This is a genomic window from Rhizobium phaseoli (assembly GCF_010668805.1).
Lineage (GTDB): Bacteria > Pseudomonadota > Alphaproteobacteria > Rhizobiales > Rhizobiaceae > Rhizobium > Rhizobium phaseoli_A.
This window is the reverse complement of record NZ_WUFT01000094.1, coordinates 1-421: the sequence shown is the minus strand read 5'-3', so window position 1 is coordinate 421 and position 421 is coordinate 1. Positions and strand designations below refer to the sequence as shown.

General features: G+C 63.7%; 1 pseudogene. It reads left to right on the top strand.

What is annotated here, in order from left to right:
- Nucleotides 1-421, top strand: a pseudogene (locus tag GR197_RS31530) (5-methyltetrahydropteroyltriglutamate--homocysteine S-methyltransferase); the annotation flags it as partial.

Sequence of the window (421 nt, the reverse complement as noted above, 5' to 3'; positions counted from 1 at the left end):
ATTTCGGGCCGCTGGGCGACAATCTCGACATCGCTCTGCAGCTTCCCGTCGCCGGATTGCATTTCGATCTCGTTCGCGGCGGCAGCACGCTGGAGGATATCGTCCGTCGTGCGCCGGCGCATCTCGCTTTGTCTCTCGGGATCATCGACGGGCGCAACATCTGGCGAAGCGATCTTCAGGCCATCGCCTCACGCATTGCCGCAGTGGTCGCGCTTCGCGGCGAGGCGGATGTCGTGATTGCGCCGTCCTGCTCGCTGCTGCATGTCCCGATCGACATCGAACTGGAAACGGCCCTGGACGACGAGCTTCGCTGCTGGCTGGCATTCGCGACGCAGAAACTCGACGAAATCGCCCTGCTTGGCCGCCATTTCACGGCCGGCGATGACGCCTCGTCGCTCACGGCATCGCAGCAGACCATGCA